Origin of the sequence: Desulfosporosinus cupriresistens (assembly GCF_001707885.1) — a bacterium.
In the GTDB taxonomy this organism is placed as follows: Bacteria; Bacillota; Desulfitobacteriia; order Desulfitobacteriales; family Desulfitobacteriaceae; genus Desulfosporosinus.
Genome location: NZ_MASS01000062.1, coordinates 1 through 25838, shown reverse-complemented (window position 1 = coordinate 25838; position 25838 = coordinate 1). Strand labels below are relative to the sequence as shown.

General features: G+C 43.5%; 23 protein-coding genes. 4 read left to right on the top strand and 19 right to left on the bottom strand.

What is annotated here, in order from left to right; all coding sequences use genetic code 11:
- From DSBG_RS18320 to DSBG_RS18285, 8 genes are all read right to left on the bottom strand, one after another.
- A partial coding sequence (locus DSBG_RS18320; protein WP_491005792.1) for a DNA ligase LigA-related protein occupies positions 1–227 on the bottom strand: 227 nt, incomplete at its 3' end.
- Between the two features lie 144 nt (positions 228–371).
- Complete coding sequence (locus DSBG_RS18315) at positions 372–1304, bottom strand: manganese-dependent inorganic pyrophosphatase (RefSeq protein WP_068965939.1); 933 nt, start codon at positions 1302–1304, stop codon at positions 372–374.
- A gap of 299 nt (positions 1305–1603) precedes the next feature.
- Entirely contained in the window at positions 1604–3859 is a 2256-nt protein-coding gene (pcrA, locus tag DSBG_RS18310; RefSeq protein WP_068965938.1) for a DNA helicase PcrA, read from the bottom strand.
- Between the two features lie 480 nt (positions 3860–4339).
- The gene (asnS, locus tag DSBG_RS18305) at positions 4340–5731 is read right to left on the bottom strand and encodes an asparagine--tRNA ligase (protein WP_068965937.1); all 1392 of its coding nucleotides are present in this window, start codon (positions 5729–5731) and stop codon (positions 4340–4342) included.
- 78 nt (positions 5732–5809) lie between these two features.
- Positions 5810–7828 (bottom strand): methyl-accepting chemotaxis protein, encoded by a 2019-nt coding sequence (locus DSBG_RS18300; RefSeq protein ID WP_068965935.1) that lies wholly within the window; start codon positions 7826–7828, stop codon positions 5810–5812.
- 468 nt (positions 7829–8296) lie between these two features.
- Positions 8297–8779, bottom strand: coding sequence for a 2-thiouracil desulfurase family protein (locus DSBG_RS18295; protein WP_068965933.1), 483 nt, complete (start codon positions 8777–8779; stop codon positions 8297–8299).
- The gene (locus tag DSBG_RS18290; RefSeq protein WP_068965931.1) at positions 8776–10593 is read right to left on the bottom strand and encodes a MutS family DNA mismatch repair protein; all 1818 of its coding nucleotides are present in this window, start codon (positions 10591–10593) and stop codon (positions 8776–8778) included. Before DSBG_RS18290 ends, DSBG_RS18295 begins: the two co-directional genes overlap by 4 nt.
- Positions 10594–10597: 4 nt before the next feature.
- Complete coding sequence (locus tag DSBG_RS18285) at positions 10598–11179, bottom strand: Uma2 family endonuclease (protein WP_068965947.1); 582 nt, start codon at positions 11177–11179, stop codon at positions 10598–10600.
- A gap of 258 nt (positions 11180–11437) precedes the next feature.
- Between DSBG_RS18285 and DSBG_RS18280 the strand changes: the two genes are divergently transcribed.
- Positions 11438–12787 carry an ATP-binding protein gene (locus tag DSBG_RS18280; RefSeq protein WP_068965929.1) on the top strand — a complete coding sequence of 450 codons (1350 nt, stop codon included), beginning with the start codon at positions 11438–11440 and terminating at the stop codon, positions 12785–12787.
- Here the strand turns inward: DSBG_RS18280 and DSBG_RS18275 are convergent.
- Together DSBG_RS18275 and DSBG_RS18270 are read right to left on the bottom strand one after the other, a co-directional pair.
- On the bottom strand, positions 12774–13283 hold the full coding sequence (locus tag DSBG_RS18275) for a DNA-deoxyinosine glycosylase (RefSeq protein ID WP_068965927.1): 510 nt from the start codon (positions 13281–13283) through the stop codon (positions 12774–12776). The genes DSBG_RS18280 and DSBG_RS18275 overlap by 14 nt on opposite strands.
- 33 nt (positions 13284–13316) lie before the next feature.
- On the bottom strand, positions 13317–13556 hold the full coding sequence (locus DSBG_RS18270; RefSeq protein ID WP_068965925.1) for a DUF2164 domain-containing protein: 240 nt from the start codon (positions 13554–13556) through the stop codon (positions 13317–13319).
- Between the two features lie 144 nt (positions 13557–13700).
- On the opposite strand from DSBG_RS18270, the gene DSBG_RS18265 reads away from it, so the two are divergent.
- The 3 genes from DSBG_RS18265 to DSBG_RS18255 all read left to right on the top strand — a co-directional run bounded on the left by DSBG_RS18265 (position 13701) and on the right by DSBG_RS18255 (position 16328).
- Complete coding sequence (locus DSBG_RS18265; RefSeq protein ID WP_068965923.1) at positions 13701–14057, top strand: carboxymuconolactone decarboxylase family protein; 357 nt, start codon at positions 13701–13703, stop codon at positions 14055–14057.
- A 186-nt stretch (positions 14058–14243) separates the two neighbouring features.
- Positions 14244–15857 (top strand): ABC-F family ATP-binding cassette domain-containing protein, encoded by a 1614-nt coding sequence (locus DSBG_RS18260; protein WP_068965921.1) that lies wholly within the window; start codon positions 14244–14246, stop codon positions 15855–15857.
- Positions 15858–16016: 159 nt separating this feature from the next.
- Entirely contained in the window at positions 16017–16328 is a 312-nt protein-coding gene (locus DSBG_RS18255; protein ID WP_040413404.1) for a zinc-ribbon domain containing protein, read from the top strand.
- A gap of 275 nt (positions 16329–16603) precedes the next feature.
- On the opposite strand, the gene DSBG_RS18250 is transcribed toward DSBG_RS18255, so the two are convergent.
- From DSBG_RS18250 to DSBG_RS18210, 9 genes are all read right to left on the bottom strand, one after another.
- Positions 16604–17116, bottom strand: a complete 513-nt coding sequence (locus DSBG_RS18250; protein WP_068965919.1) for a GDYXXLXY domain-containing protein — start codon at positions 17114–17116, stop codon at positions 16604–16606.
- A complete protein-coding gene (locus DSBG_RS18245) occupies positions 17113–18183 on the bottom strand; it encodes a DUF2157 domain-containing protein (RefSeq protein WP_068965917.1) in 1071 nt (356 codons plus the stop codon). Before DSBG_RS18245 ends, DSBG_RS18250 begins: the two co-directional genes overlap by 4 nt.
- 233 nt (positions 18184–18416) lie before the next feature.
- A complete protein-coding gene (locus DSBG_RS18240; RefSeq protein WP_068965945.1) occupies positions 18417–19025 on the bottom strand; it encodes a hypothetical protein in 609 nt (202 codons plus the stop codon).
- A gap of 43 nt (positions 19026–19068) precedes the next feature.
- Positions 19069–19428, bottom strand: coding sequence for a cupin domain-containing protein (locus tag DSBG_RS18235; RefSeq protein ID WP_068965915.1), 360 nt, complete (start codon positions 19426–19428; stop codon positions 19069–19071).
- A 31-nt stretch (positions 19429–19459) separates the two neighbouring features.
- A complete protein-coding gene (locus DSBG_RS18230; RefSeq protein WP_068965913.1) occupies positions 19460–20023 on the bottom strand; it encodes a GNAT family N-acetyltransferase in 564 nt (187 codons plus the stop codon).
- A gap of 121 nt (positions 20024–20144) precedes the next feature.
- Positions 20145–22502, bottom strand: a complete 2358-nt coding sequence (gene hypD, locus DSBG_RS18225) for a trans-4-hydroxy-L-proline dehydratase (RefSeq protein ID WP_068965911.1) — start codon at positions 22500–22502, stop codon at positions 20145–20147.
- A gap of 58 nt (positions 22503–22560) precedes the next feature.
- On the bottom strand, positions 22561–23466 hold the full coding sequence (locus DSBG_RS18220) for a glycyl-radical enzyme activating protein (RefSeq protein ID WP_083236960.1): 906 nt from the start codon (positions 23464–23466) through the stop codon (positions 22561–22563).
- Between the two features lie 107 nt (positions 23467–23573).
- On the bottom strand, positions 23574–24545 hold the full coding sequence (locus DSBG_RS18215) for a glycyl-radical enzyme activating protein (protein WP_242877740.1): 972 nt from the start codon (positions 24543–24545) through the stop codon (positions 23574–23576).
- Positions 24546–24551: 6 nt separating this feature from the next.
- Positions 24552–25838: pyruvate formate lyase family protein (locus DSBG_RS18210; RefSeq protein WP_282434230.1), on the bottom strand; the 1287-nt coding region annotated here is incomplete at its 5' end.

The window sequence follows — 25838 nt, the reverse complement described above, 5'->3', positions numbered from 1 at the left end:
AAATGCCGTACTTTAACGTACTCTTTGGCGACCTCTCCCCCTACACGTTGAGTCGGAGAATCCGGAGTAACCCAGTCCGGATGGTTTGCTTCCAGCTCCAGCAACTCTCGCAGGAGAGCATCGTATTCCGCATCGGTTATACGAGGCTGGTCAAGCTCATAATACTGCTTGTTTGCGTCATTTAATTCTTTCCGCAACCATGCTGCGCGCTCGAATTCATCCTGCACTGAAATTCCTCCGATTCCCCTCTTTAACGTTACTGTACTTATCGTATTACAATAAAAGAAGGCTTTATAATTAATGACTTAGCAATACTATTTTTCCCATAAATACAAGTTGTTAACTCATCACTTATCGCCTACTAATAAAAATTAACCTGCGAAATATGTTGTCATTTGTGGTACAACTTGTTTCTTACGGGAAAGAACGCCCGGAAGTGCAACGCTGCCATTGACGATTTCTTTGCCGAAAGCTTTAGCTACTTCTTCTGGGTTGTCACCTTTAACGATCAACTCTGTATAATCTGTTAAAATATCGGTGACCATCAAGCAGAGATATTTCATTTCTTGAGCTACACGATGTGCTTCAATGGCTGCTGTTAAGTTTGCCCGAACGTCTTCAAATCCATCCATACCCATTAAGCTAACTTGGCCAACGCCAACTTTGTGAGGTCCCATGGTGAAGGCTTTGAGATCTTCTTCAATCATGCTTTGAGGAGTACGATCTGCAATGTTGGAAGAAGCTTTAAACATTTCAATGCCCCAAGCCTTAGGTTCAACTCCGGCAATAGCAGCGAGCTCAGCAGCAATGGTCTTATCCAGCTCAGTGCAGGTAGGAGATTTGAAAATAACGGTATCGGAAAGAATAGCTGCGAGTAAAATCCCAGCAATAGCTTTTTCAGGAACTAAGCCAGCTTCCTTGAAAGCTTCAGCAATGATTGTACAGGTGGAACCAACTGGCTCGATGCGAACATAAAGGGGTTCTGAAGTTTGAAATCCACCGACTTTGTGATGGTCAACAATTTGCACGAGTTGAGCTTGATCTGCGCCAGCAACAGCTTGACCATACTCATTGTGGTCAACGAGGATCAATTTTTGTTTTGGTTCTACGGACTCTAATACTTCAGGAATAGCGACTCCATAATAATTGAGGACATACTCAGTTTCTTTGTTGAGTTTTCCAGCGGAGCAAGGAACAACATTGGCAGTTCCGGTAAGTTCTTTTAATTTAGCTAAAGCGATCGCTGAGCAAACTGAATCTGTATCTGGGCTTTTGTGTCCAACAACATAAATTTTATCTGACATATTTAACACCTAAACCTTTCTTTTTCACAATTTTTCTTTTCATAATCCTTGAAATGCACCTCGGATATAGAAAACTTGGCTGGCGCCGAGCCAAGCGAAGGCGGAGCCTTAGTTGCCACTGATGCGCTGGCCACGGATGTGTCCCTGTAGCCAAGACTCGAACAGGACGTTCGAGATTAGAGCGCTGCCCGAAGACACTGTCTTCGCACGTATTAGCCTTCTTGCAGGATGGCAAAGCGCCGTGATGGCGAGAAGGGACCCACCTGAAACGAATACTAATTAACCTTGGTATAAAAATCTCACAGTTTGGTTAACTTGGCATATTCAGCCATCAATTTTTTAATTCCACTGTCAAAAACAATCGTCAGTTCCGCCTGATTTCCCTCTCCCTTAATGGAGACAATAATCCCTCGACCAAACGTCGCATGCTCCACTTTTTCTCCTACCTGATGCGCCTCACCCCCTTTAATGACTAGAGTACTACCAAAATCTTTTTCCCACGAACCTGAACCCAAAGGAATGGCATCCCGTCTCCGTGTCGGTTTAGACGGAGCAGTGGGACGACGTTTCGGCGGATCAAGTGGGTCTATGTCCGTCATTAAATCTGACGGAATCTCCATCAAAAAACGAGAGGGATGATTGTACTGCGTCTTACCATAGAGCATCCGCATCTCTGTATTACACAGGTATAGTTTCTCTCTCGCGCGAGTGATGGCGACATAACAAAGTCGGCGTTCCTCTTCTAAAACAATCGGCTCCATGAGGGAACGGCTACTGGGGAAAATCCCATCTTCCATTCCTACTACGAAAACGACTGGGAATTCTAACCCCTTGGCACTATGCATCGTCATTAACGCTACAGCTTCTTCTGCTTGGTCTAATTCGTCAATATCAGCAACCAAAGAAACCTGCTCTAAGAATCCACTCAAGCCCGGGACGGTCTCATCCTCTTCAACACCATCATTCAAGGCATTTTGCGCGGCTTGAGCAGCTTTCGCATCATACTCAGCCGTTACTGAGAGAAACTCCAGCAAGTTTTCCAGACGAGTCTCAGCTTCGGGCGTATTCTCTGCCTCAAGGATCACTTTGTACCCTGTCTTGTTCAGAATCTCTTCCACTAAGGCCGATACACTCGACTCACGAGCAATGTTCTGCAAGCCCTGCATCAGGTGGGCAAACGCGATTAATGGTTTCTTAGCGCGTGTCGATAATTCGGGAATATACTCTGCTTCTAAAATCGCGTCTAGTACAGGCATTCCTTGTTCATTGGCATACTCTAATACCTTTTGCAGGCTGCTTTCCCCGAGACCACGCTTAGGCACATTGAGCACACGAGCAAAACTCACTTGATCCGCTGGATTATACAAGACTCTTAGATAGGCTAAGATGTCCTTGATTTCCATACGTTGATAAAATTTCAGCCCTGAAAAAATACGATACGGCATAGTATCCTTCATCAGACGTTCTTCTAGCGCCCGCGACTGGGCATTCGTCCGATAAAGGATGGCGAAATCATTAAACGGGCGACCTTCTAACTCATGTAAACGTTTAATTCGATTAGCGACATAGGCTGCTTCATCTCGCTCGTCAGACCCTACATAACAGACAACAGCCTGCCCTTCTGAGTTTTCTGTCCAGAGAGACTTTTCTTTACGCGATTCGTTATTCTTAACCACGGCATTAGCAGCTTCGAGAATCTTTTGCGTCGAACGATAATTTTGTTCGAGTTTAATGACTCTCGCCTCTGGATAATCCCGCTCAAAATCGAGAATATTTTGGATATCCGCCCCGCGCCATCCATAGACCGACTGATCATCATCGCCAACGACACAGAGATTACGATATTCACTGGCTAAAAGTTTAATCAGCATATACTGAGCATGATTTGTATCTTGATACTCGTCCACCATAATATAGCGGAATTTATCTTGATAATACCGATAGACATGATCGCTTTGCTGAAACAGCTGAACCGTGAGCATGATTATATCGTCAAAATCAAGAGCATTATTGCTCTTAAGCTTATTCTGATACGATTTGTAGATGTCAACGACTTTTTGCTGAAAATAATCTGTTGCTTTATAGGAAAACTCATCAGGGTCTTGAAGTTTGTTTTTGGCATCACTAATAACTGCCGCCACACTGCGCACAGGGAATTTCTTTTCATCATAATTGTGTTCTTTTAAACATGCTTTGAGTAGAGACTGTTGGTCCCCTGTATCATAAATAACAAAATTCCGGTTATACCCTGACAAATTATCAATTTCGCGTCGTAGAATGCGGACACAAGCTGAGTGAAATGTTGTAACCCATAATCCATTTCCCTCACTGCCTACGAGTGTCATCACCCGCTCCCGCATCTCTTTAGCCGCTTTGTTCGTGAACGTAATCGCTAATATAGCACTGGGTTCTATTCCCTGAGCAATTAAATGGGCAATTCTATAGGTAAGCACACGAGTCTTCCCCGACCCTGCACCCGCAAGAATTAGAAGTGGCCCTTCTTTGTGCTCAGCAGCTTTGCGTTGCACTGGATTCAATTCATCCAACCGATACATTACCACTCCACCTCACTTCTTGTACATATTATAACATACCTGTACGCTCCACTGTTGCTATGACTGGTATATGAAAAATTTATGGCTGAAAATGAAATAGAGCAGCCTAGGCCGCTCTATTAAAATAATTCGCCATATATAGACTTGGCAAGTATTGATTTTCTCGGTAAAAAATAACGATGCCAACCGTCAACCACTTCGTCCTGTCCAGATTCCTTCATTCGGTTTTGCAATACCTTAAAGCGTTATTCACGTCGGTTTCAGCCAAGAATTTCTCCACCCCAGGAACCAGATCATCCAGAGCAGCTCTCCTATTATACACTGTTTGTCAAAAATTCGTAACTGCCCACTCAAAGGCCTTTCTCTTGGGCGTAGCATAATAAAACAGATGTACCAAATTAATACATCTGTCTTGATACAACCTTCACCTTGAGATCTTGCCTTTAAGAGCTAGGACTAGGAACGAATTAAACTTAGCTATTAAAACTCGCAAGAGTTCGCTGTTCTCGGAAAAGATACGACATCTCGGATATTTGACATTCCGGTTAAATACATGATCACACGTTCAAAACCAAGCCCGAACCCAGCATGTTTCACGCCACCATACCTTCGAATATCCAGATACCAGCCGTAATCCTCTTCGTTCAACTTGGATTCCTTCATTCGGTTTTGCAATACCTCTAAGCGTTCTTCCCGTTGGCTTCCCCCAATAATTTCGCCAACCCCAGGAACTAGCAAATCCATGGCCGCTACAGTTTTATCATCATCATTAAGCCTCATATAGAACGCCTTAATTCCTTTCGGATAATCCGAAACGAAAACTGGTTTTTTGAAGATTTTTTCTGTCAGGTAGCGCTCATGCTCAGTTTGAAGATCGGTTCCCCACTGTACAGGGTACTCAAAGTTAGGATTTTCCTTTTCCAACAGCTCTACAGCTTCAGTATAAGTGATATGCCCAAATTCAGAGCCTAAGATATTTTCTAGACGATCAAACAAAGTCTTATCGACAAAGTTATTAAAGAACGCCATTTCTTCGGGCGCATTGTCCATGGCATACTGGATAACAAATTTCATCAACTCTTCAGCTAGGTTCATGTTGTCCGCAAGATCGGCGAAAGCGATCTCCGGTTCGATCATCCAAAATTCTGCCGCATGTCTCGCAGTATTAGAATTTTCAGCTCGAAACGTGGGACCAAACGTATAAACGTTGCGGAAGGCCATACAGTACGTCTCAACATTGAGCTGGCCACTAACCGTAAGACTCGCCATTCGACCAAAAAAATCTTTGGAAAAATCGACATCACCATCTTCGTCCAGAGGAGGTTTAGCCATATCTAGAGCCGTCACCCTAAACATTTCCCCGGCACCCTCGGCATCGCTTCCCGTAATAATTGGAGTATGCACATAAACATAGCCTTTTTCCTGAAAGAACTTATGAATCGCGTAGGCAACAACAGAACGCACGCGAAAGACAGCTACAAACGTATTCGTTCTGGGACGTAAATGCGCAATCGTTCGTAAATATTCAAAGGTATGCCTCTTTTTTTGCAGCGGATAATCTGCTGCGGCCAGGGCAAGCACCTCGATCTGTTCTGCTTTCAATTCAAACGGTTGTTTCGCTCCAGGTGAAGCAACCAGCGTTCCTTGAATACGTAAGGCAGAACTAATCGTTAACTTTCCAATCTCCGCAAAGTTGGCAAGACTATCTTCAAAAACCACTTGAATGTTTTCAAAGAAGCTTCCGTCATTGATTTCAATAAAACCAAACGCTTTGGAGGAGCGTACCGTCCGTACCCAACCGGATAGCTCTACCGCCTGATTGAGAAACCGGTCCGTCTCTCTGTAAATTTCCTTAACTGTTACCGATTGCATGTTAATCCTCCTCAAAATGTCCCATTGAGGGTTTAAGAATTTCCTGAGTTTAAATTATACATGATTAAAAACTTAACTTCAAATTTCAAACCGCTTACTTTGGACCTTCAATTCATCCATCAATAAAATTAACTGCCGTGCCCTATCTCGAATCATACTGACCGTTGCACTCATTTCCTCTGTTGAAGCGGCAATTTCTTCTGCGGAGGCAGCATCCTCTTGGGTCATACCCACGATCTCAGAGACTGACTTAGTTATGGCCTGCCCCATCCGAACAACCCCTTGCACCTCTCCCTCCATTACTCCCAGAAGGTGAGAGACTGTTTGCGTTCCCTGAGAAATCTCCATAAATTGCCCCAAGGCCCGATCTCCGATTCCTGATTGTTCCTCGATCAGACAGACCGCTTCTTCTGAAGCTCGGGCGGAATTCTCAACATTCAGAGTCACTTGATCGATCAAACCTGCGATTTGAGAGGCACTTTGCCTGGAACCTTCAGCTAGTTTGCGAACTTCTTCAGCCACTACTGCAAATCCTCGACCGGCTTCCCCAGCGCGAGCCGCCTCAATCGCTGCATTAAGGGCGAGGAGATTGGTCTGCTCAGAAATCCCAGTAATAATCTGCGTAATCCCGCGAATTTGCCCCGTCTGCTCGGTGAGAATATGGCTTGCAGTCTGGATCTCCGCGACTTTAGAAGCGAAGATTCGCATCTTGTCTGCCAAGTCTTTCATGATTTCTTCGCCACGCAGTGTCCGTTCAGCTACGTCAGAAGTACTGCCGGCGACGCGTTCCATATGATCGGCCAAGATTTGGACGCTTTGATTGATCCCTTCACTTTGCACACCCATCTCACTCGTACTCTGGGCAATTTTTTGAGCACCACCGGCTACCTGAGTGACACTCAAGGCCACTTGGTCTGCTCCTTGTGAGGTCTGGTCGGTTGCGCTTGAAATTTCCCTCGTTGAATCCTCTACCTGGGCTATTGCTTGGTTAATTGAGAAACATATTTCTTTGGTATTATCCAGCATCTTTTTCATGGAATTGGCCAGGATATCTAACTCCCCATACCAACCTGTCTTAATGGCAATGTTTAAGTTACCAGTGGCTAAAACCTCTGCATCTTCTGCTAACTGAATCAGTGGTCGGGTAAAGGTTAGAGAAACAAAATAACCTGAAACCACACCAAAGAAAAGCACCAGTAACCCCACCATGAAGACCCACAGTTTTAAGGAGTTTAACTCTTCAATTACGCCTTGCCGGGAGAGCACAGTCTTAATATAGCCCTTTACTTCCCCTTGATAGTTTTTAAAAGGAATAAGCAAAATATTGAACTGACCGTCCTCGCTCACCGTAAATTGAGTTGTGCCCGTGACGAGTGCTTGCAGCGAATTTTGCGATACTGGGAAATCATCCGGACCGGTTCCCGCTAAAAGTCCTCCATTCTCCTTCACGTTTTTGACCATTGACGTTGCTGGATCAAGAAGATAGATAAAATAGTCCCCAGGGTTCTTTTTCTGTAAGGTTCTTAAAAAGTCATCACCGAAATTCATTCCATATTCAGCACTACCCACCCACTGATCTTGATACTTGACGGGTACTACCACTCGAAATCCATATCCCTCGACACCCTCTTCCAGCCCTTCCACCATCTTATGCTCTTTGTTGGCCGCCACGACCGTAGGTCGAATTTTCGAAAGATCATCTCCGAATTTGTTGGGTGAATGGGCTCGATAGAATGAAACGGCCGGTGATAGATGAAACTGGAGTTGGCTGAAGCCTTCTTGCTTGATCACTTCAAAAACCGGTTGAACTAGCCGCGCGAGGGTAACCCGATCCTGTTCTGCTAAAGCCTTAGCCACATCCGGATTCATGGTCATCGATAGAGCCAAAGACTTAGCACGTTCCAGGCGATTAAGAAATTCATCTTGTATTCCCTGATCTACAAGTTTCTCTGTTTGGAGCTCACTCGTTTTAAGTAGCTTCTGGGCATTCCATAGGCTTGCCCCTGATAACGCTGCCACCACAACAATGACCACCACAGCAGCTAAAAGGGTAATTCGGGTCTTAATTGACATGGAACGTTTGATCCTTATAGACATATAAAATCTCCCCCCAGCTCCTGAATGACTCAAATTATCAGACTTCTCTATTTTTTAACCGCAATAAAAAACCAGCTATCTATTAGGCTGGATTAAGCAAATTTCACCGTTGAAACTTTGTTCTGTGTTAAAAATTAGTGGACAAATTAGCCTCGAAGAAAAATATCTCTCTTCGAGGCTTATATTATGCTCAAGCTTAAAGCGTCTAACTAATTGAAGTTCACCTCTTTTAAAATGATTTATGGAATGGTTGTGGTTAGTTCTACAAACAATTCTGTAATAAATAATTGCTATTTTACAATAATTAAGAACAAAGGAATGAAAGCTACACGACATTATTAATGTCTGGTTTACGACGAAAAAGAGGGTATATGACCTATGTAAAATAACACAGCACCAAACGAAGATATTTGGTGCCGTGTTATTGATGCATAATCCTTAAAGTTTAAGGCATCATCATTTTGCTCATTATGTGTCATTGCCTAATAACTTGATTAAATTCTCTTCAGTCAGTTCCTCTTCCGAATAAATAGGGATATTAGACTCTTTTAGGATGGCAGCGGTTACCCCCTGCCCAAGTAATATTCGATGGGTAAAGGTTCCATCATAAATGGTGTTCACTCCACAGGAAGGACTTCGTTCTTTAAGGATTGCCGCAGTTACTTTAACCATTTCTACAATCTTGATCGTTTCCATTGCACCTTGGATGAATTGTTGAGTAACGTCTTCCCCCTGCTCCCCTTTGACCACACATCGTCCGGCCAGGACATCCTGCCCTGTCCCAGTAATAATTTCTACCGGAAACCGGGGAGTAGTCAACCCGCCTAGCTGTTCTGGACAAACCGGGATGAATTTTCCCTGAGAACTGTATTTCTGGATCAAGGCATGGGCATTTGCTTTACCATCGTATTTCGTATTCAGCCCAAGCAAACACGCGCTGACAATAATCACAGGGTACCCTCCCCCTCCACATCAATTCCAGCCATTTTGATCAGATACATAGCATTGCGAGTCGTGGAAATCCCAGTCCTAAGTCTATAGTCAAACCGAATCTGATCGTCTTGATAATACTCTCGGAAATGATAGTTTCGAATCTTGCGAGCGCTTTCTCGTTCTAGCTCTCCTAATTCCAAATCATGGGTAGATACCATTCCCATCGAGCCCGCTTTACTCAGTTGCCGAATTAAAACCTTGGCTCCGGCGTGACGATCCTGCGAATTTGTCCCTTTAAAGATTTCATCTAAGAGGAAGAAGATTTTTTTGTCTGCTGTCTTCGAAGCAATGACAATCTGTTTGATTCGCAATAATTCTGCGTAGAATGAAGAGATATTTTCTCCAAGGTTATCACTTACGCGCATACAAGTATAAATCTGAAACAGCGAACACCTAAAGGACTGAGCATAAACTGGCGCCCCTGCATAGGCCAACACAAGATTAATACCCACCGTCCGCAGTAATGTGCTCTTTCCTGACATATTGGAACCCGTTATTAACAATATTCCAGACTGCTTTTCAATCGATAAATCATTGCAAACTGACTCCCTTAGAAGCGGGTGTCCCATTTTAACGGCGACGATTCCCGGATTTTCCGCAATTAGTTCCGGGTATCTCCAAGCTTGGTGATCGAAGTGAATGATTGACAAACTGGCTAGGGCCTCCAATTCGCCGATCGTATCCACCCACCGATTGAGCGATCGACCCGATCTTTCTTTCCAGGATTCCAAAGCAATCATGCATTGGATATCCCACAGCGTTAAGATATTAATAACTAAGAACATCGCGTTACTGCGATTCGCTATTAAATCGGCCAGTCTCGCTAGTTTTCTGATTTGTTCCGAAGCAGACTTGCCTTCACGATCACGTAAGCCCTTTTTTAGAGACCGCAGGTGCTGCGCTTGAAATGATCGCTTTTCAAACCTCTCTAACATTTTTTCATAAACTTTAATACTTTCCTTATAAGCATAAACTGCATTGAGCACTTTGCCTCTTTGCTTTCCCAACAAAAGTATGAGCGTCTGAATTAAACAACCCGTCAGTGGGTACCAAAAAGAAACTCTCGAGGTCCCAAAATAAAGGAATAAAAATAGTATCGTTATGAGCGGCAGCGCTCGAGCTAAAATGAGTACTTCAAGGCGCAGATAGGTAGCATCAAATGTCTTGGCCCATTCAATCATGCCTTTTGGAGAGCTCAACGTACGCTTTGTCATGCTGGCGTCCGCTAAAAAGCGCTGGCGCCAAGCTAGATTTCTCGCCATCTCCTTGATTGCTTCTTGTCTTTCGGTAATCTCACCGATTTCCACTGGAGACTCGGACAACCTCTCTTTCAGAGCTTCCCTTCCCCTAAACGTCCTGGCTGTATTAATCCATTGAAACAATGAGCCTAAACCAAAAAGATCGAGATCGCCCGAATAAGGGTGAGCTGGATCTTTGAAGTCCTCACCTGAATCTAAGAAGGATTTCCATTCGCCAGCGAGACGCTTCAAGGCTTGATCGTAACCTTCATAAAGCAACCGCAGGTAACTTTGGCGTTGTCTTAAGGTTTGGTGCCAAATAACTAAGGCTACAAACGTAATAACGGTAATAGCAACAGTGCTTATGCTCAACGAAGTACGATGAGTCCAATAAAAAAATACGGCCAGCCCACTGCCAGCAAGGAACATCACAAGTCTTATATTGCTTAAACGGTTGATCGTCTGAGTTAGGTTTTCTAACCGCCGATTATAATACGCTTTTCTTTTTTCATACTGTTTTTCTGGTTCTAACAAATGCTTATCCTCCAAATACTTCGGCCAAAGAAATAGATAAATCGTCAAAAATGCTGATCTTAATTACTTCTTCTATTTGATAAACTTTAGGCCTTGCATACTTACCATTTTCTATGAGCGTATAAACCATTATTATTTTGTCTATGGGGTGAATTATCCAATATTCACGGACTGAATGCTTCTCGTATAAGTTTAATTTCCTAATATAATCCATCGCAATGCTTGAGGGGGAGACAATTTCCATGATTAGATCAGGAGTCCCTTTACACCCCTTATCGTCTAATTTTTCCTGACTACAGACAATTGAAATATCTGGTTGGATAACATTTTTTGTCTCCTCATCAGCCTCATCGTCGCCTGTCAATCGGACATCAAATGGAGCTGCATATACTTCACATGTTTTTTTACGCAAATAGTTGGCAATCTGCCGAACTAATTCTACACTTATCTTCTGATGGATTCTAGAAGGACCAGGTGTCATTGCATAGGGTACCCCGTCAATTAACTCAATAGGGTTGTCAGATGGCCATGTTACGTAGTCAAAATATGTATATTTAGGTACCTGCTCTCCACTTGACTTACTCATATCTTTGTCTCCTTTCCTCAAAAGTATGATATCCCTTGACATTAAACAACTCCATCTTAATTCTTATCAGCATTATACACCACCCAAGTAATTATTACCACATCCTGGAATATGTCGTTTGGCTACCCCCAAGTAGAAAGATGAATAATCCTCAATTTATTAACATGTTACCAGGGAACTGGAGTGAGCTTCTATTTTGCGCTCCTAACTTTCCTATTAATTACTCCAATGCTATACTTGGTTATTGGAGGGATTATTATGGAACACAGCAAAATATCGCCTACATTACTAGCATTGGATTCTCTTTCAATTTACAGAGGACTTTTAAAGGATAGCTTAATTAACAAGTTAAAGGAACTCCTTATTTCTTTAGACGAAACGAACGATGGACTAAGAGAGGTAATCAACAGCTACCATGAATTTTACTTTGAACTGGCAAAGAAAAGCACTACCATGTCGCTTAAAGATTATCTTCTCGACCAAATAATTTTTGATGAAAATCCATTCACTTTTCAACAACAAGCAATGCCACTTAAGAGTTCTAATAGGGTCATTGAGAAAGTAGCCGCTCAGGATTTGAACAGTCTTCAACTCATCTCTCAGCTTGATTCTACTTCGGTTAAAGCCCACCTAGCTGAACTATTCCAAAATGATAACGATCATTCTCTCCTTGAGGAACTTCCTGAGTGGGTTTTAGAAAGCGATTCTCTTGACCCCTCAAACCATTTAGACCACATAAAAGAATGCTTCAGGGCCAGCGACCGTTGGTCTGACTGTATAGAAGATCTCAAAAATTTCCACAGACACTACGGATGCGGATTATTCGCCCGCTATTTTGCCTTTGTTTGGGAAAGAATTGATGGCTCAGGTTACATTCGAGGAATTGAAAGTCCCGACCCGATCACTTTAGACGAGTTAGTAGAGTATCAAAATGAACGTTCAAGAGTTATCGAAAATACTCTTCAATTCTTGAAGGGCTTCCCTGCCAATAACGTTCTTCTCTATGGAGATCGAGGCAGCGGGAAATCTTCAACCGTTAAGGCCATCCTTAATGAATACCATAACCAGGGCCTACGCATGTTGGAGATCCCTAAGGCCTATCTGGCTGATTTCCCCTTAATTATTCGGCAGTTAAAAAATCGAACTCAAAGATTTATCCTTTACGTTGATGATCTGGTATTTGGCGATAATGAGGAAAACTATACTTCGCTGAAAGCCGTACTCGAGGGTGGTTTAGAAAGTAAAACACCCAATATTCTCATCTATGCCACCTCTAACCGCAGGCATTTAGTTAAGGAATATTTCCAGGAAAGAGCAGGCTTACAGTCTAACAACCCCGCTGAAGAAGTTCATGCAGGAGACACAATGCAGGAAAAACTCTCCTTAGCCGATCGATTTGGCATCAATGTTGTGTTCACATCACCCAATCAAACCAAGTATCTGGACATAGTCGATGGAATTGCTGTGCGAAGAAATCTGAACCTTGAACGAGATATACTGCACAAAGAAGCCTTACAGTGGGCACTCTGGTATAATGGTCGCTCTGCAAGAACTGCTCGCCAATTTGTTGATTGGATTGAGGGACAGATCAGTCTTAAAGATCTGTAGCGCCCTCTAGAAGATTACGGAGAACACACCACTCCCTCAACTTCTCTTCGTACTTCTTAGTATTCGCTGGACTAGTCGATGTAAGTTTATGAAACGTCACATTCTCAGGCGCACTGAACCCTATCCACTTTTTATAAGTCTCGAAGGCTTTGCCCCCATTGAACATTACTGCTTTGATCTGGGGATATTTCTTAAACAGACTGCTAAAATCGTTCACCTGTTCTTCTCTGATCTTCGAATCAAGACTTCCTTCCCTGGAACACATTTTGATGACATCCCATAAAGCAATGCGCTGACTTCTTAAAAAACGAGTTCGCTCTTCATATTCCTCAACCGGTTCCAAGTCAAAGAGGGCGAAGATTATTTTCCAAAATTGGTTTCTAGGATTGGCATAATACTGCTGTAATCTAAGGGATTCCACCCCCGGCATAGACCCTAGGATCAGGACGCGTGATTGTTCTTCTACTATAGGTGGGAATGAACGCAACAGACTCAACTAAATCTCTCCCTCATACGTTGCATAATCTCTTTACCTAGGCCGTTTCTCAAGACCCAGTAAATCCTCGATCCGTTCGTTCATATATTTATAGGAATCCTCGATTCCTCGGTTATATAGGTAAGGTCCAATTTCATTAACAATAAAGTCCAGCAACAACTCTGCACCTAAGCGAGTTATTTCCTCATCCCTTTCGCTCCAGAAATACCTCTTAATGGATTCAATTAGTTCTTCTCGGACTTCCTTTTTAAGTTCTATTTCTATTTTCGGCATATGTTCTCCCCCCTTATTTTTTAAATCCATTCTAACTTATTTGCGAACAGCAACGCAAACAGTGATATCCTTGGGTCTTAGATTATGAATAAAGCGCCTTATACTGGAGAATAATGTTCAAAAACAGTAAGGAGCACACCTCATATGGACGACTATTTTGATAACATAGACAGTACGGAAATCAATTTAAAGTATTTTACGGAGCATCATGAGAGTATTTATAAGGCCTATGAGAAGTACGGTCGTTTAGTCCACGAAGAAGGCGGCCCGCTCGATGAAAAAACTTGCTGGTTAATTAAAGTTGCGCTCTCCACAGAATGCCAATATCCTCGGGCGCTCAGAACTCATATTTTAAAGGCCTTAAGTAGCGGCTGTACAAAGGAAGAAATTGAACACGCTATTCTCTTAGTGGCTCCTAGCGCTGGGTTTCCCAAAACAATGTCAGGAGTTCTAGTTCTAAGAAGTCTCTTGCAGGAGACTGAAACGAACTCGATTCACTAAAATTCCCAAAAACATAGGGGCCTCAGCAACTATGTAATCCCAAGTTTTAGCCCTCTACCATTGATTGAAGGTAGAGGGCTTGCTCAATTCTTCAGACCCAATTATTATCAACCTATACCTTCTGGTGATAAAATGATATACTATATTCTTGAATATAAGTAAATCTATAATAAAGGAACGATTATAATGATAAGTACTAGTGGGTTAACCTTAAGATTTGGTAAAAGAGCCTTATTTGAAGATGTTAACGTAAAATTTCTGCCCGGTAACTGTTACGGTTTAATTGGAGCCAATGGCGCAGGTAAATCAACCTTCTTAAAAATATTATCCGGTGAAATAGACTCTTCTACTGGAGAAGTCATTCTAACGCCTGGCGAGCGGATAGGAGTCCTAAAGCAAGATCACTTCGAGTTTGAAGAATTCGAAGTGCTGAATACTGTGATCATGGGGCATGCCCGGTTATATGAAATAATGGAAGAGAAAGACGCGCTTTATGCCAAACCGGATTTTTCAGAAGAAGATGGCATAAGGGCCTCCATACTTGAAGGAGATTTTGCTGAGCTCAATGGTTGGCAAGCTGAAGCCGAAGCCTCTGAACTATTAATGGGACTGGGAATCGGCAAGGATCTGCAGAGCCGCAAAATGAAAGAACTGAGTGGCAATGAAAAAGTTCGCGTTTTACTTGCTCAAGCTCTCTTTGGCAATCCCAATATTCTCCTCCTCGATGAGCCAACCAACCATCTTGACTTAACATCGATTGCCTGGCTGGAAAACTTCCTCTATAATTACGAAAATACGGTCATCGTTGTCTCGCATGACCGGCATTTTTTAAATAAAGTCTGCACGCATATCGCTGACATCGACTTCGGGAAGATCCAACTCTACGTGGGTAACTATGATTTCTGGTATGAGTCAAGTCAACTGGCTTTAAGACTCATGCGCGAAGCTAATCGTAAAAAAGAAGATAAAATTGAAGAGCTGCAAAAATTTATTCAACGCTTTAGCTCCAATGCTTCAAAAGCGAAACAAGCAACCTCTCGTAAAAAACAGCTCGATAAGCTGACGCTGGATGACATTAAACCCTCCTCCCGTAAATATCCCTATATCGCCTTTACACCTGACAGAGAAGCAGGCAACAATATTTTAACTGTCAAGGACTTGACGGTTAGTGTTGATGGTACCAAAGTACTAGACAACATCTCGTTTATGATGAATAAAGGAGATAAGATCGCCTTTGTTGGCCCTGACGGCTATGCTAAGACAACTTTATTTAAAGTTCTTATGGGGGAAATTATCCCGGACCAAGGGGAGATCAACTGGGGAATTACAACGACCCAAGCCTATTTTCCTCAAGATAACTCTCCTTATTTTGATACGGATCTTAATCTTGTCGAGTGGCTTAGACAATTTTCTAAAGACCCCGATGAATCGTTTGTCCGCGGATTTCTGGGGAGAATGCTTTTCTCTGGAGACGAATCCCTGAAATCGGCCCGCGTTCTTTCCGGGGGGGAAAAGGTACGCTGCATGCTTTCCAGAATGATGCTAAGTGGCGCCAATGTCCTTTTATTAGACGAGCCCACGAATCACCTGGATATGGAATCCATCACGGCTCTGAACAATTCTCTAACGAACCATGATGGGAACATCTTGTTTGTATCTCAAGATCACCAGTTTGTCCAGACGATTGCTAACCGTATCATTGAGATTACACCGAAAGGACTCCTAGATCGCCAATTGACGTTCGATGAGTATCTGGAAAATGAGGATGTTAAGGTTTTACTAGAAAAAATGTATGCTTAAGAATAATGATTTGACAACAATGTTTTTTTTAGTTATACTGATATAAGCTCGTTAAAACTAGTGGATTTAAGCAAACCTTCTCTATTACCTAAGGCTCCGGGAAGAAGTTGGTGAACTTGCCATGTAGCGCGGGTAATATTTTAGTGGAGGTTTTTTATAATGTTCAATGACAAAGTTTTAAATTGCAAAGATTGTGGTCGTGATTTCGAGTTTACAGCATCAGAGCAAGAGTTCTATGCTGAAAAGGGGTTCACTAATGAACCTGGACGTTGCCCAGAGTGCCGTGCTGCCAAAAAAGCACAAAACAGAAATCAAGGCGGTGGCGGCGGTTATGGTCGTCAACAACGCGAAATGTTCCCAGCCATCTGTGCTACTTGTGGAAAAGAAACAACTGTTCCTTTCCAACCTTCTGGTGACAAACCAGTATATTGCCGTGAGTGCTATCAACCACGTACACGCAGCAATTGGTAAATCGCTGATTGATTAAAAATAAACCCTCCAAGCCGCAAGGCTCTGGAGGGTTTTCTTATTCTGGTCAGGAAGAATAACTTATCGGTCCCATACTTTCTGGAAGGTCCCTTCTCGCCATCCTTGGCGGCGCTCTAACCTCAAACGTCCTGTTTGAGTCTTGTCCAGCACATAAGTGCAACCGCCTCCGCCAAGGCTAACAAGGAGGCTAATACGTGCGAAGACAGTGTCTTCGTGGGTGCCAACCAATTTTTAATAGCTAGGATTATTTAGATCACCTAGCGTGGCGCGATACTCGTCAAAACCCCATACCCACCCAGAACCCTTACAGTACCTACCAGTTCTCCGCTCTGGGATCTCTGCTGAAGTTCCTTCCCGCTTCCTTGTTCCAGAAAATATTTATCCAGACTGTAATCTACACGAAAAACATTGGACTCATTGTACGTATTCTGAAACTTTCCTTTAAGATAAACGCCTTGCTTGGGTCGATTTTCGCTTACTTGGTCAACTATATAGTACTTACCCTCTTGTTTTAGGCTTACATAAAGATTCTTATTGCTTACCTTATCGATCGATAGGGGCACCTTTGACTTGGGTATATCTGAGATCGCCAAGCTTACGGAAACATAGTCCCCCCTAAATAGATCCGTTGGGTCAATGGCCTTCGTTTCAAGCAAGATCTCCTTCCCGAAAAGAACCGTCGCCTGAGGTTTAATAGTCAGGGCCAGAAGGATAAGTAAGGGAATTAACACTGCTAGAAAAAACGTCTTATGCTTATTCTGCTTATTCATGCGAGTGTTCCCCCTTTTGGTGTTTTGATCATCCGTTCAAAGTAGTAACCGAAACCAAGGAGCAGCAGACCCCCAACAATAAAAAACAGTGATTTAGGTAAAAATGCAAAGGTATCTGTGTAATACCTGAAAATAGTAATACATACAAAAATTAGACTTATAACACTTCCCTTTCGGATGAGTGCAAACAGCAAGACAAGAAAAGCAAGTGCAAATAGAATACTAACTAAACGTGTAGACTGAACACTTACAAGGAGATCCCATATTTCGGGAATAGTCAAAATTACACCCGTTACCCCAAACAAAATGTTACCCTGAACACGGAAGATATCGGACCCTAGATTGTGTTTTATTCCATACATCAGAAGTCCAATCAAGAAAAAAATGAGGCCGACGTATAAACCCTTTACGTCATATCTCAGAGTGATTTGAAATATAAAGCTTAAGGTTGTCAGGTTGGCAAAAAACAACAGAAGTTTTGATTTTCCAAAATAGTTAAACGCTAGATACACAATTGGTACACCAACCCAGCCCGCGTAAGGGAAACCTAGGTTGTACGAGGAGTTAAGATAGACCCCGAACAGGATGTTGGCAAAGAGCATTAAATATTTGTCCTGAAGTTGAAAAGCCATCGGGATTACGCCCAAAGACCACAAAAGAAACGCCGTCGGAAATTCCCCTCCAAAGTTATACATCTGTCCTATAAGAAAAATACCTGCTCCATAAACCAACGTGCCCAGATAAATAAGACTCCGAGCTGTCTTGGGATAATTTTCTGTAAGCAGGTAGCCTGCAAGATTCACTCCGCCGAAAACTCCAAAGATAATTAGAAGTTTGCCTAAATGACTGATCCCATCCCAGTTACTAGCTATAAAACTCAAAATCCCAAGGCCCACTAAGATGGCCCCAATTGTAACCACAACCCGAATAAAGTTCAGGCCGCCTTTGATTTCATAGATCTCCAAGATCTCGTTTTTTTGCTCTCCTGTGATAAGTCCGCTACTTTCATAATGTTCTAGTTCTGTACTTACTAAGGAAAAGTTAGCTTTGCTAATTTGCCTTTTCAAATCGTCTTCCCTCCTTTATACTGACCAGAGCTCTTAGAATACTGTATACCCTCCGTCCGATAATTATCACTTCCACGTTCTGAAGGGAATACAGGAAACTGACTTCGTGTGGAATTGCAATTCCATCTGAAGGTTAGTGAACTTATCCAGAGGATTATGCGATATTCGATATCAGAACCCTACCACAACCGGTAACGGTTAGCAAACAGCTAAACTGTAAAGCTAAATTTTTCTTATTTAATGCTCACAGTAGCTTCCGCGAGAGCTACTGTGAGGATCTCCTGATTTTCAGGAAATGGTTTTATGTCAAGACGAAACTCTACACCTGTAAGATCATCCGGCAACCGTGGTGCTACCACAAAAGAATACTGCATCCCTTTGTCTTGCCCGCTGCCTCGATGTTGCCGACATTGATGCTCTGGTGAGATAAACAAATCAAGGCGAGCATGTCCCAGTCGGACATATCGTTCGGAGTTATTAACTTCAATTTCGATATAAACTACACTGGCATTGTCGTATTGTTTCATGTGCGTAACAGAATACAAAACACTGTCTATTTCCACCCATTTTAAAATGGGTACGAACTTAAGGAACCCAGTGGGTTCCACTTGGAAGTGGGTCGAAAACTCTTTCTCATTGTACAGCATTGTAAAGATGCTCTGCGTCATTGCTTCGTTCAGCTCATATCGTTGGCACCATGTTGTTATTAACCCGAGACTCGGAAAACCTGGATTATTTTCAGAAAGCTCTTTACGCTTGGAGATAAGTCCACAGATTTGCTCATCGATTGGTGCCAACTGTTCGCAGTAATAATCGGTAGGGGGATGAAACGGCATTCTCATCAATTTAACAACCTTCTTTCCTTTAGTTATAACGCTTGGGCCGCTATATTTTTTCAAGTTTGTCTACTGTTCTTTCATTTCTTACATCTCCAGTATTTAACGTTGTTTTGGCTTCAATTAACATGACATGTACTTCTTCTTCAGCAACTGGCATATGTTCAATTCCCTTCGGAATAATTAGAAATTCGCCTTCATTTATTATTACATCCTTATCCCTGAACTTGATAATCAAAAGTCCTTTTAGAACATAAAACATTTCATCTTCGTTTTCATGGATGTGCCATAAAAATTTACCCTTAAGTTTGGCAATTTTCACATAGGATTCGTTGACCTCGCCTAATATTTTTGGACTCCAATACTCATTGAAAAGATTTAATTTCTCGCCGATATTAATTTTATCCATTTTTGTATCCTCCTTAAATCGTCTCGTGTATTTAGCACAATAAACTCCATTCTTCTTTTAACAAGGAATAATATAACCTATCTAGATATTTGCCATCATGATAAAAGAAATCCCTGAGCGTACCCTCATATTTAAATCCACATTTCTCAATAACTTTCTGCGAAGCTATATTGTTTTCTTTATGGCAAATTTGTACCTTGTGAAAATTAACGTTCTCAAAACCAAATTTCATAACAGCTTTTGTTGCTTCAGTCGCAAGACCTTTTTTCTGAAAGGTCCTACTAATACAATATTCTATCTCACCAAAATGATTTTTACTATCCACGAGGAAAAATGCTACCTGTCCAATGCATTCGTTCGTTTCCTTTAAAATTATTGCCCAACGATAATAATCTATCTTTTCATAAGATGACATATATTGATCAAGCAGAGCTCTAACTTCTTGGTTATTCACATAAATAGGTTCAGAATACATGAATTGTACTAAGGGATCGTTTATCCAATACTTCAGCATATCAAAAGCATCTGAATAAGCAAATTTTCTCAAAATCAATCTTTCTGTTTCAATTGATTGTATTCCCTGGCAGTTTAACATTATTATCACTTCCTCCTCGCTACTGAGCATGAAAAATGAGTACATTTCCTTGTTGTTTCTAAGTTCGCATTTTTCACTTCCTGTAGAGGTTCCCTTGCTTAATCTACTAGATCCATTGCTTTTAGAACGCCGTATGTTCCGTCCTATTAATAATTTCTTCCTGCAGCGCCTCACTCAGATCACAGAAATAATCACTATACCCCGCTACACGGACGATTAGGTCTCTGTGTTTTTCCGGTTCGGCCTGCGCTGCCCTGAGCGTTTGGGCATCGACCACGTTAAACTGAATATGATGACCGCCTAATTTAAAATACGAGCGGATCAACTGAGCCAACTTCTCAATTCCCTCATCCCCTTCAAGGACTTGGGGAGTGAACTTAAGGTTTAGCAGAGTCCCCCCGGTGCGCGCGTGATCTAGCTTGGAGGCAGATTTTATAACTGCGGTCGGACCTAAGCGATCCGTTCCTTGGACTGGAGAAATCCCCTCCGAAAGAGGTTCTCCAGCCCGACGCCCTTCAGCTGTAGCACCTAAGACAGAACCAAAATAAACATGGCAGGTTGTCGGCAACATATTGACCCGATAGACACCACCCTTGGTATTGGGACGGCCATTCACTTCAGCATAATAAGCATTAAAAATATCCACCATCAGTTCATCAGCATAGTCATCATCATTGCCAAAATGAGGTGTCTTGTTGATCAGTTGCTGGCGCAATGCTTCGTGCTCAGAGAAATTGTCCTCTAACGCCCGCAGTAACTGGTCTAGGGTGAGATTCCTCTGATCAAAAACATGGTGCTTGATGCCTGCTAAGGTGTCGGTTAAACTGCCTAAGCCAACCCCCTGGACATAGTTCGTGTTGTAACGAGCCCCTCCGTCATTATAATCTTTGGCCTTGGCAACACAATCGTCAATCAGGAGAGAAAGGAACGGCGACGGCATGTAGGTCGCATAAAGTCGCTCGATGATATTGCTTCCTTTAACTTTAATATCCATAAAGTAGTGGAGCTGGGTTTTAAAAGCCGCAAATAGTTCCTCAAAGGAGGTAAAGCTGCGAGGGTCTCCGGTTTTTACGCCCAACTGCTGACCCGTTCTGGGGTCTATTCCGTTATGCAATGCTAACTCGCAAATCTTAGGCAGGTTAAAATACCCGGTTAGAATATAACTTTCTTTACCAAAGGCCCCTGTTTCCACACACCCGCTGGTCCCGCCCTGACGGGCATCCTCAATCAATTTGCCTTGGCGCAGAAGTTCCTCAACGACTGTATCGGCATTAAAGACGGAGGGCTGACCCCACCCTTTTCTGATAATCCTGGCCGCTCGTTTTAAGAAGCGATCTGGGTTTTTCTTACTCAATTGAATGTTTGAGCTAGGTTGTAAGAGTCTCATTTCATCGATCACGTCGAGAACCAAGTAGGTGACCTCATTAACTCCATCCGAACCATCGGCTTTGAGCCCACCGCTGTTAATGTTGGCAAAATCTGTATACGTACCGCTCTCCGCTGCTGTTACACCAACTTTAGGCGGAGCTGGTTGATTATTAAACTTTACCCAAAAACATTCTAAGAGTTCTTTGGCTTGTTCCTCGGAAAGAGTTCCTTCGGCCACTTCTTTTTTATAGAACGGATATAAATGCTGATCCAGACGACCAGGATTAAACGCATCCCAAGTATTTAATTCTATGATAACGCCCAAATGCACAAACCAATAGGCCTGTAAAGCTTCCCAGAAATTCCGGGGGGCATGAGCAGGGACGTACGAACAGATCTCAGCGATTTTCTCCAGTTCTTCTTTCCTCAGCAGATCTGTTTCCTTCTGGGCTAATTCTCTGGCTTTTTCCGCATGTCGCTCGGCCAACCGGATAATGGTTTGAGCACAAATGCGCATGGCTCGCAGTTCTTCCTGCTTATAGTAGGCCTCAGCATTGTTCAAATAGTCGAGTTTTGCCAAATGGGCATCGATCTCAGCCATGATGTCCAGGAAACCTAAACGGTAGATTTTATCATCGAGCACAGTATGTCCGGGTGCTCTCTGCTCCATAAATTCCGTAAAAATACCTGCATCATAGGAAGCTTTCCATTCCTGAGACATTTCCGAAAAAATAAGGTCCCGCATCGACTTGCCTTCCCAAAAAGGAATAATTCGCTCTTCATAAGTTCGACGAACTTCTGGGCTGACTTTAAACGGTATTTTAGGACGAGAATTCAGAAGATCCAAATCCTCAAGGCTATGACAGCAGAGCTCAGGATAGGTATAAGTAGCTTTAGGGGCAGGACCTCTCTCCCCAATAATTAATTCACCCGCATTAATACAGATCTCTTTTCTTTCCATAATATATTTAAACGCCAACGCTCGCTGAACTGGGACGGAAGAATTCCCTGCCGTGCGGTAAAATTCTGTTATCAAGTCCGCCCTTTCAGCGGAAATATAAGCTTCAGTCTCTAAACTTTGTTGCCTTAGCATGGCTACTCGCTCATTCATTCTCAGATCGCTCCTCTAATCGTAAAATCACCTAACTTAACCTTATTCTCAATTGTTCTCAGCCTCCAATTTTAACCTTCAGACCAAACCGCTCCAGCTGCCCCTTAATCTGTCCCATTCGCTCATTGTCTGGAGATTGAAGGTCTGGCAATTGATACGTCCGACCCAATCGTTGGTACTTATCCGACCCAGCTTTATGGTAGGAGAGCAGATGAAGTTCTGTGATCCTTTGTAACGATGCCACAAACTCTCCCAATTGCTGAAGAGTTTCCTGGTCATCATTAATTCCCGGAATAATTGGTACTCGGACAATGACCTGAGGATGATGCTCGGCCAACCAACGCAAATTCGCTAAAATAAGTTCATTGGATACACCCGTAACACTTTGGTGTTTCTGGCTATCCATAAGTTTTACATCATACAGAAACAGATCCACCCAAGCGCTCATCCTGTGTAATAATTCATGGTTTACGTATCCACACGTCTCTAAGGTCGTGTGGATTTCCTTCTTCCGGCACTCTTTAAGTAGCTCCAACAGAAAAACAGGTTGCATGAACGCTTCCCCTCCGGAAAACGTCACACCTCCCCCTGATTCGTCATAAAAAATTAAATCTTTCTCAATCGCAGCCATGACTTCTCTAACGGACATCGTCTTGGCTGCGAGTTCTCTTACCCCCGCATGGCAAACCTTACAGCATGCTCCGCAGGCCTGACATTGATCTCGGCGGTATGCCAATTTCCCCGCAATCACTGTCACTGCGCCATGCGGACAAATCTCTAAACATTGCCCACAGCCAATGCAGCGCTCAGGCCAATACATTAACTCTTGACCTAAGCACTGACTTTCTGGATTATGACACCACAGACAGCTGAGGGGGCAGCCCTTAAAAAAAACGGTTGTTCGAATGCCTGGTCCATCATGGATAGAATATTTCATAAGATTTATGATTTTACCCTCAGCCAAATTTCACCCCTCCGATGTCAGCTTGTTGTCCTTATCCTAAACAGTCATGAGTGTCCATAAGCATGTATATTCATCTTAAAATCAGGTCCTCGAACCAGTCATCATGCCTATGAGAAGCCTCTACCGACTCGAATTGGAACGCCTGGATTTTGCAGCGCGAGGAAATTAGCTCGTTCCGTAATGCTTTCCGACGACGGAGGGACCAGTTCCTGCAATAAATAATCTCTTCCCAGATTTCGATAGGTTTCCAGACCAAGGCGATGATAAGGCAACAGCTCAATCTCAATGAGTTTTTTCAGGGATTTGCAGAATTCCGCAGTAGCAGACAGATTAGAATCCGAGTCATTGGCACCGGGAACGAGGGGAAGACGCACGACAATTTCTAACGGCTCGCTGGTCTGATCAATTTCACGGAGGTTATCGAGAATAAGCGAGTTATCCCGACCAACCCACTGTTTATGAAACTTCCTATCCATATGTTTGAGATCAACATAGAGCACATTGAGCCAAGGCAATACTTTGGCGATGCTCTCGTAGGGAGCGTAAAAACTGGTCTCAATCGCCGTGTGAATTCCCAGCTCTCTGCACTCCCGCAGAACCTCCGCAACAAAATCCGCCTGGCACAGAGGTTCTCCTCCGCTGATCGTAACACCACCTCCTGAATGAAAGAAGAAAATCTCATCCTTGACAATTTCCCGTACCACTTCCTGTACGGACAGGAGGCTACCATATCTTTTATGGGCACTTTGCAGACATTTCGCCACACAGACAAAACAATTCTGGCATTTCGAGGAATCGGTAATTACTTTCAAGCCGTCCTCGTCCATCGTAAGGGCCCCTTCGGGGCAGGAACGGACGCACATTCCGCAGCCCACGCAACGGTTGCGAGCATACCCCTTTTGGAGAGTCGCTTCCTGCGATTCCGGCGTCGAACACCAGCGACATCTGAGCGGGCACCCCTTGAGAAAGAGCACAGTGCGCAGTCCCTGCCCATCGTAGATAGATGTCCTCTCGATCCTCAGTACAGGACCCACCATAATACTCGGCTTCATAACAAGGTTCATTCCTTTCTGAGGCACAAAACCTCACCCCACGGAGCTTCCTTGTTGAACTGTGCGTGCGATGATCTCATCCTGGACATCTTTGCCAAGTTCGACAAAGTAAGCCGTATAACCAGCCACTCGAACCAGAAGCCCCTTGTGCTCTTCTGGGTTTTGCTGAGCCCGGATCAGTTTCTCTTGATCAATGACATTGAATTGCACATGATAGACGCCGAGGCTGCACATGCTTTTCAGCAGGGCCATCATCTGGGTTATCCCATTTTCTGTGGAGAGCATGGCGGGCTCAACTTTCATATTCAGCAGAGTCCCTTGGACGAAGCGGGCGTGGGGAATATTGGCCACCGACTTGAGCACCGAGCTTGGGCCATTGAAGTCAGTACCTCCACTGGGGCTGATACCGTCGGCCAGCGGTTTCCAGGCCTGGCGACCGGACGGAAGGGCGCCAACCATAAGCCCAAACGGTGTATTACCGGACACAGGGAGAATCCCGGGAGTCATCCGCCCAAATTTACTGCTGTATTTTTCGATTTCGTCGGCGATAAAGGTAAACATATCTCCGGCAATATCATCCACCAGCGGATCATCGTTGCCGTACTTAGGCGCATCAAGGCAGAGTTTGCGCAACTCCTCAAACCCTATAAAATCCGAGTCCAAGGCCTCCAGAAGCTGCGCCATAGTCGCCTGTTTCGTCTTATAGACGATCTGACGCACTGCGGCCATACTGTTGATCAAATCCGCTACACCGATCAGAATGATACCGTTTCCCGTGTTGTATTTTGCTCCACCCCAGGCATAGTCAGAAGCCCTCTCTATACACTCCTTGAAGGAAAACGAAAGCGCAGGAACCGGGCGATTCAAGCAGATTTCGTCGATGACATGGCTTCCTTTCACAACGGCCCGGACCGCATATTCAATCTGCTTCTTCACGGCTGTTAGAAACTCTTCATAGGTTTGAAAGTAGAGCGGGTTCCCCGTTCGGGCGGATATATATCTACCACTTTTTCTATTTTTGCCATCTAAAAGAGTGAACTCTATCATGCTCCCCAGGTTGATGTCCGCCAGCGCCGTGTACTGGCGTAGTCTCCCCTCCAGGTTGGTCTCCACGCAGCCGCACGGATTCCAAGCGAAGGCCTCTTTCAGGGGAATCCCCTTGTTCATAAGCATTCTGATTCCGATATCATCGTTATGGAGCGCCGGGAATCCTGTACCCAGACGGATTAGCTCCACTACTTTTCTCAGAAAAGCGTTAGGGTTTTTGGCCAAGCTGAAGCGAACCGACAGAGAGGGTTGGTAAAGCTGCACATCCATTGT